General features: G+C 62.6%; 4 protein-coding genes. All 4 read left to right on the forward strand.

The features are described from left to right. Positions 1-420: 420 nt before the first annotated feature. The 4 genes from PQR40_RS38610 to PQR40_RS38625 all read left to right on the forward strand — a co-directional run bounded on the left by PQR40_RS38610 (position 421) and on the right by PQR40_RS38625 (position 9,521). A complete protein-coding gene (locus PQR40_RS38610) occupies positions 421-1,257 on the forward strand; it encodes an IclR family transcriptional regulator (RefSeq protein WP_408233058.1) in 837 nt (278 codons plus the stop codon). Between the two features lie 380 nt (positions 1,258-1,637). Next, on the forward strand, positions 1,638-3,050 hold the full coding sequence (locus PQR40_RS38615) for an MdtA/MuxA family multidrug efflux RND transporter periplasmic adaptor subunit (protein ID WP_408511246.1): 1,413 nt from the start codon (positions 1,638-1,640) through the stop codon (positions 3,048-3,050). A gap of 18 nt (positions 3,051-3,068) precedes the next feature. Then, on the forward strand, positions 3,069-6,203 hold the full coding sequence (locus PQR40_RS38620) for an MdtB/MuxB family multidrug efflux RND transporter permease subunit (protein WP_408511247.1): 3,135 nt from the start codon (positions 3,069-3,071) through the stop codon (positions 6,201-6,203). Positions 6,204-6,206: 3 nt separating this feature from the next. Then, positions 6,207-9,521, forward strand: a complete 3,315-nt coding sequence (locus tag PQR40_RS38625; RefSeq protein ID WP_408233067.1) for an efflux RND transporter permease subunit — start codon at positions 6,207-6,209, stop codon at positions 9,519-9,521. Positions 9,522-9,630 lie beyond the last annotated feature (109 nt).

A 9,630-nucleotide genomic window follows, 5' to 3' on the forward strand; every position in this document is an offset into this window, starting at 1 on the left:
AAAAAAGGCGTCACGTTACCGTGACGCCTTAAAAAGTTCTAGCCATTCCGAGGGCCGTGCTAGAACCTGAGAGACGGTATTCGAAAGTGGGGCCGGCGCGAGATCGGCCGCGAGACTGGTGCTGCGTGGACTTACAGGGGACTCGAGCAGACACTCCGCGGACCACGGCTGGTTCAAAACTCCAAAATACAGAACCTGAAACCGTCTTTCGAAATGAGATTCCATTTTTTATGGTTATGCTGACTAAGTCAAGCAAAATTTCGAGGGCTTCATTCATCGCGGAAAAATATTCCGATACAATGAATCTTCAAATGAAAAAAGGACTTCATGCCCCATTTTGGGGCCTTCGCCCAGCCTTTTCGGAAGGCTTGTTAGCAGCCAGGTGAACAGAAAACTGAAATATAGTTCCAGAAAAACGATATGAACCGACCTACGCCCTCCCAAACTGCCGCGGGCTCAGCCAAAGATAAAGACGGCGCGGGCGACGAAGTCACCGCGCTAGCACGCGGCTTGACGGTGCTGCGCTCGATCGCCGCAGCCGACGCACCGCTCAGCAACCGCGAGCTGGCCGAGTTGAACGGCATTCCGAAGCCCACCGTCTCGCGAATTACCGCCACGCTCGTCGGCGCAGGATTCCTGTTTCGCTTGCCCGACAGCGAGCGATTCGTACTGACCTCGTCGGTGCTGGAGTTGAGCAATGGCTTTCTGCGTAATTTCGACATCCGGGCCCGGGCGCGTCCTTTCCTCATCGAACTCGCCGAACGCACCGCGCTGTCGGTGCATCTGGCGGTACGCGACCGTCTCGACATGGTGGTGATCGACGCGATCCGGCCACGCTCGGCGGTCCTGGTGTCGCGTCTCGAAATCGGTTCGCGTATGAACCTCAGTCGCACCGCGGTCGGCCGTGCCTATTTGTCGGCACTCGCCGAGCCGGAGCGCGAAAAATTGCTGATCGGCTTGCAGGCCGCCGAGGGCGACGACTGGGGCCACGTCAGCGGCCGTCTGACAACCGCCTTGCGAGAGACCGCGGAGCAAGGCTTTGCGATCGCCACGGGCGAATGGTACGACGGCCTGAATGCCATCGCGTCAGGGTTCATCGGCCCCTCGGGCGAGCGCTATGCGGTCAATTGCGGCGGCTCCGCGGATCAGTGCCCGCGCGACTGGCTGATATCGCGCGCGGCGCCGGCCCTGCTCGAATGCGTCAGTAAGATCATGCTCGAGATCGGCGGCACACCTGGGCGCCGCCTGGATAACTGACATGCGCAGTCGCTCGCTGGTCGGCGGCCACGGCGTGTTCAACCTGTCATTTTTCATTCATCCTGTAACCTTCGTAATCAAAAGAAAAAAACACGGGTGGACTGTTACAGAGCCCGCGACGTAGGATCATGGATTCCCGTGGCGGGACGCCGGTCCGGCTTGCCGTTATCACCGTTCGATAACGGCCCGGCCGACCCGCCATGACGGCGCATTGCGTTAACATCTTTGACCCGCGCCTCGGGTAGCATCGCGCTGAACATTCGCGGCGCGTCCGCTGTCGAAACCGCCTGTCATGCCGCCTGCGTGCCGGTCCGCCGAACTGTCGAAGCGGCACAATCGCACGAGCGGCTCACATCAAAGCCAGCCACCTGACCGAACCGATGGACGAACAACAAAAGCATTCGGAAACCTCACGCCCTACCACGCCGGCTTCCCAACCCGGTTCGCAACCGCCCGCCACCGGGGGCCCTGCTGGCGGCCCCGGGAACACTCCGGCCGCGGCCAGAGGCCATCGCGGCCGTAACATCGCACTGACCGTGGCGGCGCTGGTCATCCTCGGGATCGTGTTGTGGCGCTGGCATCCGTGGGGCGGCCCCGGCGGCGGCGCGAGCGCGGCTGCCGGTGCGAGCGGCGCAAGTGGCGGCCACGCGGGCCGTGCGGGCCGCGGTGGCGCCCTCGCCAACATGCCGCAGCCTGTTCACGTGGCGACCGCCACCCAGGGTGAGATGCCGGTGGTGCTGACCGCGCTCGGCACGGTCACGCCGCTCGCCAACGTCACCGTGCTGCCGCAGTTGAGCGGCACGCTGCAAAACGTGTTCTTCCAGGAAGGCCAGATGGTCAAGAAGGGCGACGTGCTTGCCCAGATCGACCCGCGCCCCTATCAGATCTCGCTGGAAAACGCGCAAGGCACCCTCGCGCGCGACCAGGCGCTCCTGCAGACCGCCCGCCTCGATCTGAAGCGTTACCAGACACTGCTCGCGCAAGACTCGATCGCCAGCCAGCAGGTCGATACGCAAGCCTCGCTGGTCAAACAGTACGAAGGCACGGTGAAGTCCGATCAGGCGAACATCGATACCTACAAGCTCGACCTCGTCTACGCGCGCATCACCGCGCCGGTGTCGGGCCGCGTCGGTTTGCGCCAGGTCGATCCGGGCAATTACGTGACGCCGAGCCTGACCAACGGCCTCGTCGTGATCACGCAGTTGCAGCCGATCAGCGTGATCTTCACGACCTCCGAAGACAATCTGCAGCAGATCATCCAGCAGACCCAAACGGGCGCGAAGCTCTCGGTCACCGCGTATGACCGCAGCAACACCACCTCGCTCGAAGGCGGCTCGCTCGAAACACTGGATAACCAGATCGACACCACCACCGGCACGGTCAAACTGCGCGCCGTCTTCCAGAACAGCAAGAACCTGTTGTTCCCGAATCAGTTCGTGAACACACGCCTGCTGGTGGACACGATCAAGGACGCGGTAATCGTGCCGACACCGGCCGTGCTGAACGGCTCGATGGGTCAGTTCGTGTATGTCGTGAAGCCGGACAACACGGTGACCGTGCGCGCGGTCAAGGTCGGTCCGGTGGACGGCGAGCGCACCAGCATCAAATCCGGCCTGCAAGTCGGCGAGCGCGTCGTGATCGACGGTTCGGACCGGCTGAAGGAAGGCGCGAAGATCACGATTCCGGCCGACAGGCCACGCGGCGCCTCTGGCGCGCGCGGCGCAAGCGGCGCGGCGGGCGCATCGGGTGCACACGCACATCACGGCAAACACGCGGCGCAAGCTTCGCAATAAAGGCACGGCAACTACCGCATGAATCCATCCCGCGCCTTTATTCTGCGCCCCGTCGGCACCGCGCTGCTGATGGCGGCGATCATGCTGGTCGGTCTCGTCGCGCTGCGCTTTCTGCCGCTCTCCGCGCTGCCCGAGGTCGACTATCCGACGATCCAGGTGCAGACCTTCTATCCGGGCGCGAGCCCGGACGTGATGACCTCGTCGGTCACCGCGCCGCTCGAACGCCAGTTCGGGCAGATGCCGTCGTTGAATCAGATGTCGTCGCAAAGCTCGGCCGGCTCGTCGATCATCACGCTGCAGTTCAGCCTCGACCTGCCACTCGATATCGCCGAACAGGAAGTCCAGGCCGCGATCAACGCGGCGGGCAATCTGCTGCCGTCCGACCTGCCCGCGCCGCCGATCTACGCGAAGGTCAATCCTGCCGACGCGCCGATCATCACGCTAGCGATCACGTCAAAAACGATGCCGCTCACCCAGGTGCAGGACCTGGCCGATACGCGTCTCGCGCAGAAGATCTCGCAGGTGGCGGGTGTGGGTCTCGTGAGCCTGTCAGGCGGCCAACGTCCGGCCGTGCGGATTCAGGCGAACCCGCGCGCGCTCGCTGCGTACGGTCTGAATCTGGACGACCTGCGCACCACGATTTCGAACCTGAACGTCAACACGCCGAAGGGTAACTTCGACGGCCCGACGCGCAATTACACGATCAACGCGAACGATCAGCTAACCGACGCCGAAGCGTACAAGAGCGCGGTGGTCGCGTACAAGAACGGCCGCGCGGTGATGCTGACGGACGTCGCCACCATCGTGCAGGGCGCGGAAAACACCAAACTCGGCGCGTGGGTCAACAACACGCCGGCCATCATCCTGAACGTGCAGCGCCAGCCGGGCGCGAACGTGATCCAGGTGGTCGACAGTATCAAGGCGCTACTGCCGCAACTGCAACAGTCGCTGCCCGCCGCGCTCGACGTGGAGATCGTCACCGACCGCACCACCACGATCCGCGCTTCCGTGCGCGACGTGCAGTTCGAGTTGCTGATGTCGGTCATGCTGGTGGTGCTGGTGATGTATCTGTTCCTCGCCAACGTCTACGCAACCATCATTCCGAGCCTGTCGGTGCCGCTATCGCTGATCGGCACGCTTGCGGTCATGTATCTGTGCGGTTTCTCGCTGGATAACTTATCGCTGATGGCGTTGACCATCGCGACCGGCTTCGTGGTCGACGATGCCATCGTGATGATCGAGAATATCGCGCGTTATGTCGAAGACGGCGAGTCGCCACTGGAAGCCGCGCTGAAGGGCTCGAAACAGATCGGCTTCACGATCATTTCGCTGACGGTTTCGCTGATCGCCGTGCTGATCCCGCTGCTCTTCATGGGCGACGTGGTCGGGCGCCTGTTCCATGAATTCGCGATCACGCTGGCCGTCACGATCGTGATCTCGGCGATCGTCTCGCTTACGCTCGTGCCGATGATGTGCGCGAAGCTCCTGCGTCACACGCCGCCGCACGAAAGCCACCGTTTCGAAGCAAAGGCCCACAAGTCGATCGACTGGGTGATCGCCCGTTACGCCGTCGCGCTCACGTGGGTCCTGAACCGGCAACGCTCCACCCTGTTCGTCGCGCTGCTCACGCTCGTGCTGACCGGCGTGCTGTACGTATATATTCCGAAGGGCTTCTTCCCTGTACAGGACACCGGTGTGATCCAGGCGATCACACAGGCCCCGCAGTCGGTATCGTATGCATCGATGGCCGAGCGTCAGCAGGAGCTCGCCGAGCAGATCCTGAAGAACCCGGACGTGGAAAGCCTCACCTCGTTCATCGGTGTGGACGGCAGCAACATCACGTTGAACAGCGGCCGCATGCTGATCAACCTGAAGCCGCGCGACGACCGCAGCAACACCGCCAGCGACGTGATCCGCCAGTTGCAGCAGGACGTCGCGCATATTCCGGGCGCGTCGCTATACATGCAGCCGGTGCAGGACCTGACGATCGATTCCACCGTCAGCCCGACGCAGTACCAGTTCATGCTGACCGACCCGAACATCAGTGAATTCACCACGTGGGTACCGAAACTGGTCGACCGGCTGAAGCAGTCGCCGGAACTGGCGGACGTGGCCACCGACCTGCAGGACAACGGTCAGTCGGTCTATATCGAGATCGACCGGGCCACGGCGTCGCGTTACGGCATCACGCCCGCTACCGTCGACAGCGCGCTCTACGACGCCTTCGGCCAGCGCATCATCTCGACCATCTTCACGCAGTCGAACCAGTACCGCGTGATCCTGGAAGCGCAGCCGCAGATGCAGCATTACACCGAGTCGCTGAACTCGATCTATCTGCCCTCTTCTACTTCGTCGGGCGGCCAGGTGCCGCTGTCATCGATTGCGAAGTTCATCGAGAAGCCTGCGCCGCTGCTGGTCACGCATTTGAGCCAGTTCCCGGCCACGACCGTTTCGTTCAATCTCGCGCCCGGCTCGTCGCTTGGCGCGGCGGTGAAGGCGATCGCTCAGGCAGAGAAGGATGTCGGGCTGCCGGCGTCGTTCCAGACGCGCTTCCAGGGTGCGGCGCTGGCGTTCCAGGCGTCGTTGTCGAACGAACTGTTCCTGATCCTGGCGGCAATCGTCACGATGTATATCGTGCTCGGCGTGCTGTACGAAAGCTTTATTCACCCGATCACGATTCTGTCGACGCTGCCGTCGGCGGGCGTCGGCGCCTTACTCGCGCTGTTGATCACCGGGCACGATCTGGACATCATCGGCATCATCGGTATCGTGCTGCTGATTGGTATCGTGAAGAAGAACGCCATCATGATGATCGACTTCGCGCTCTACGCGGAGCGCGAGGAAGGCAAGCCACCGCGTGAGGCGATCTATCAGGCGTGTCTGCTGCGCTTCCGCCCGATCCTGATGACCACGCTCGCCGCCCTGCTCGGCGCCCTGCCGCTGATGCTCGGCACCGGCGCGGGCTCGGAGTTGCGCCGCCCGCTCGGTATTGCGATTGCGGGCGGTCTGATCGTGAGTCAGTTGCTGACGCTGTTTACGACACCCGTGATTTATCTCGGCTTCGACTCGCTAGCACGCCGTGCGCGTGAGCGCTTCAATCGCGGCGATTCTTCCAAAGGTGCGACGCCGCCCGCCACCGATGCAGGGAACTAAGCGATGAACATGTCGCGTCCGTTTATTTCCCGCCCGGTCGCCACCACGCTGCTGGCGATCGGCATCGCGCTGTCCGGGATTTTTGCGTTCACCAAGCTGCCGGTCGCGCCGCTGCCGCAAGTCGACTTCCCGACCATTTCGGTGCAGGCCACGTTGCCGGGCGCGAGTCCGGACACCGTGGCAACGAGCGTAGCCAGTCCACTCGAACGGCATCTCGGCTCGATCGCCGACGTGACCGAAATGACCTCGCAGAGTTCGGTCGGCTCGACGCGCATTACGATGCAGTTCGGCCTGAACCGCGATATCGACGGCGCCGCGCGCGACGTGCAAGCCGCGATCAACGCCGCGCGCGCCGATCTGCCGGCGAGCCTGCGCAGCAACCCGACGTATCACAAGGTGAATCCGGCCGACGCCCCGATCCTGATTCTGGCACTCACCTCGAAGACGCTGACCGCCGGCCAGTTGTACGACTCGGCGGCCACCGTGTTGCAGCAGTCGTTGTCGCAGGTGGACGGTGTCGGCGAAGTGGATGTGAGCGGTTCGGCCAATCCGGCGGTGCGTGTCGAACTGGAACCGCATGCACTGTCCCACTATGGTATCGGTCTCGAAGACGTGCGCGCCGCGCTCGCCGCGGCCAATGCGAATAGCCCGAAAGGCTCGATCGAGTTCGGCCCGAACCGCGTGCAGATCTATACGAACGACCAGGCGAGCAAGGCGTCGCAGTATAAGGATCTGGTCATCGCGTACCGTAATGGCGCGGCGGTGAAGCTGTCCGACGTGTCGGAAGTGGTCGATTCGGTCGAAGATCTGCGCAACCTCGGCCTCTTCAACGGCAAGCGTTCGGTGCTGGTGATTCTGTACCGCCAGCCCGGCGCGAACATTATCGACACCATCGACCGCGTCATGGCGATGCTACCGCAATTGCACGCGTCGCTGCCCGCCGACGTCGACATCGCGCCGGCCGCCGACCGCTCCACAACGATCCGCGCGTCGCTGAAAGACACCGAGCGCACGCTGATCATTGCGGTCGCGCTGGTCACGATGGTGGTGTTCCTGTTCCTGCGCAACTGGCGCGCGACGCTGATTCCGAGCATCGCCGTGCCGATCTCGATCATCGGCACGTTCGGCGCGATGTATATGCTCGGCTTCTCGATCGACAACCTGTCGCTGATGGCGTTGACAATCGCGACCGGTTTCGTGGTCGACGACGCGATCGTGGTGCTGGAGAACATCTCACGGCATATCGAGAATGGCGTGCCGCGCATGAAGGCCGCGTTCCTCGGCGCGCGCGAAGTCGGCTTCACGGTGCTGTCCATCAGTATTTCGCTGGTGGCCGTGTTCCTGCCGATTCTGCTGATGGGCGGCATTGTCGGGCGGCTGTTCCGCGAGTTCGCGCTGACGCTGTCGCTGGCGATCGGCGTGTCGTTGCTCGTCTCGCTAACGCTCACGCCGATGATGTGTTCGCGCCTCCTGCGCGAGCCGCACGAAAAGAAGGAAGAAGGACGTTTTGGCCTCTGGCTCGAACGCGGCTTCACGGCGATGCATCGCGGTTATGAGCGCACCCTCGGCTGGGCGCTGCTGCACCCGCGCCTGATCGTGACGATTCTGGTCGCGACCATCGGACTGAATATCTGGCTGTACATCATCGTGCCGAAGGGCTTCTTTCCGCAGCAGGACACGGGCCGGCTGATCGGCGGCATTCAGGCCGACCAGAGCACGTCGTTCCAGGCGATGAAGGGCAAGTTCTCGGAGATGATGGAGATCGTCGGCAAGAACCCCGCAGTGGACAGCGTGGCCGGCTTCACCGGCGGCCGGCAGACCAACTCCGGCTTCATGTTTGTTTCGCTGAAGCCGAAGAGCGAGCGCAAGCTATCCGCCGACCAGGTGATCCAGCAACTGCGCGCCCCGCTCGGCGACGTGGCCGGCGCGCGCACCTTCCTGCAGGCGGTACAGGACATTCGCGTCGGCGGCCGGCAATCGAACGCGCAGTATCAGTTCACGCTGCTGGCCGATTCGACGCCCGATCTGTATTTGTGGGGACCGAAGCTCACTGAGGCGCTGCAGGCGCGCCCCGAGCTCGCCGACGTGAATTCCGACCAGCAGCAAGGCGGCCTCGAGGCGATGGTGACGATCGACCGCGCAACCGCGTCGCGCCTCGGCATCAAGCCGGCACAGATCGACAACACCTTGTACGACGCGTTCGGCCAGCGCCAGGTCTCGACGATCTACAACCCGTTGAACCAGTACCACGTCGTGATGGAAGTGGCGCCGAAGTACTGGCAGAGCCCGGACATGCTGAACCAGATTTACATCAGCACCTCGGGCGGCAGCGCGAGCGGCGCACAGACCACCAACGCGCCGGCCGGCACGGTTACCGTGCAGACAACCACGGCGGCCAGCACGAGCGCGACGACGGGTGGCACGGCGGGTACGACTGCGTCGAGCGTGGCGAGCATCGCGGCCGACTCCGCGCGCAATCAGGCGATCAATTCGATTGCGGCGAGCGGCAAGTCGAGTGCTTCGTCGGGCGCGGCGGTGTCGACCTCGAAGGAAACGATGGTGCCGTTGTCCGCGATCGCGAGCTTCGGGCCGGGGAATACGCCGTTGTCGGTGAATCATCAGAGCCAGTTCGTGGCCTCGACGATTTCGTTCAATCTGCCGCCGGGTGTGTCTTTATCGACGGCGACGCAGGCGATTTACGACACGATGGCGCAGATCGGCATGCCGGGCACGATACACGGCAGTTTCCAGGGGACGGCCCAGGCGTTCCAGCAGTCGATGTCTGACCAGCCGATTCTGATTCTGGCCGCGTTGGCGGCGGTGTATATCGTGCTAGGGATGCTGTACGAGAGTTACATCCATCCGCTGACGATTCTGTCGACCTTGCCTTCGGCGGGTGTGGGTGCATTGCTGGCTTTACTGCTATTCAAGATTGAATTCAGCATCATTGCGCTGATCGGGGTGATTCTGCTGATCGGCATCGTGAAGAAGAACGCCATCATGATGGTGGACTTTGCGATTGAAGCTTCCCGGCAAGGGTTGTCCTCGCGGGATGCGATTTATCAGGCTTGTATGCTGCGGTTCCGGCCGATCATGATGACGACCTGTGCTGCCCTTCTTGGGGCATTGCCGCTTGCCTTTGGGCAAGGGGAAGGTGCGGAGCTGCGGGCGCCGCTTGGGATCTCTATTGTGGGTGGGTTGATTGTTAGTCAGATGCTGACGCTCTATACCACGCCGGTTGTTTATCTTTATATGGATCGGATTCGGGTTCGGTGGGAATCGCGGAAGGCTCGGAGAAGGGGTATTGCGGCGTCCTGATTTGGTTGCCTGCGCGGCGCTTGTTTGTGTTTTTATGGTTTTGGCCTTTCCTTGAATTCTTATTGGTTTATTAGCGTCGCCCCTGTGCGGGGCGGCACTTACTTTCTTT

This window comes from Paraburkholderia sediminicola (genome assembly GCF_046026855.1).
Classification (GTDB): Bacteria; Pseudomonadota; Gammaproteobacteria; order Burkholderiales; family Burkholderiaceae; genus Paraburkholderia; species Paraburkholderia sediminicola_A.

What these genes read in the sequence shown, in the direction of transcription:
- PQR40_RS38610 (WP_408233058.1), top strand. Translation starts at nt 421, where the DNA reads ATGAACCGACCTACGCCCTCCCAAACTGCCGCGGGCTCAGCCAAAGAT.
- PQR40_RS38615 (WP_408511246.1), top strand. Translation starts at nt 1,638, where the DNA reads ATGGACGAACAACAAAAGCATTCGGAAACCTCACGCCCTACCACGCCG.
- PQR40_RS38620 (WP_408511247.1), top strand. Translation starts at nt 3,069, where the DNA reads ATGAATCCATCCCGCGCCTTTATTCTGCGCCCCGTCGGCACCGCGCTG.
- PQR40_RS38625 (WP_408233067.1), top strand. Translation starts at nt 6,207, where the DNA reads ATGAACATGTCGCGTCCGTTTATTTCCCGCCCGGTCGCCACCACGCTG.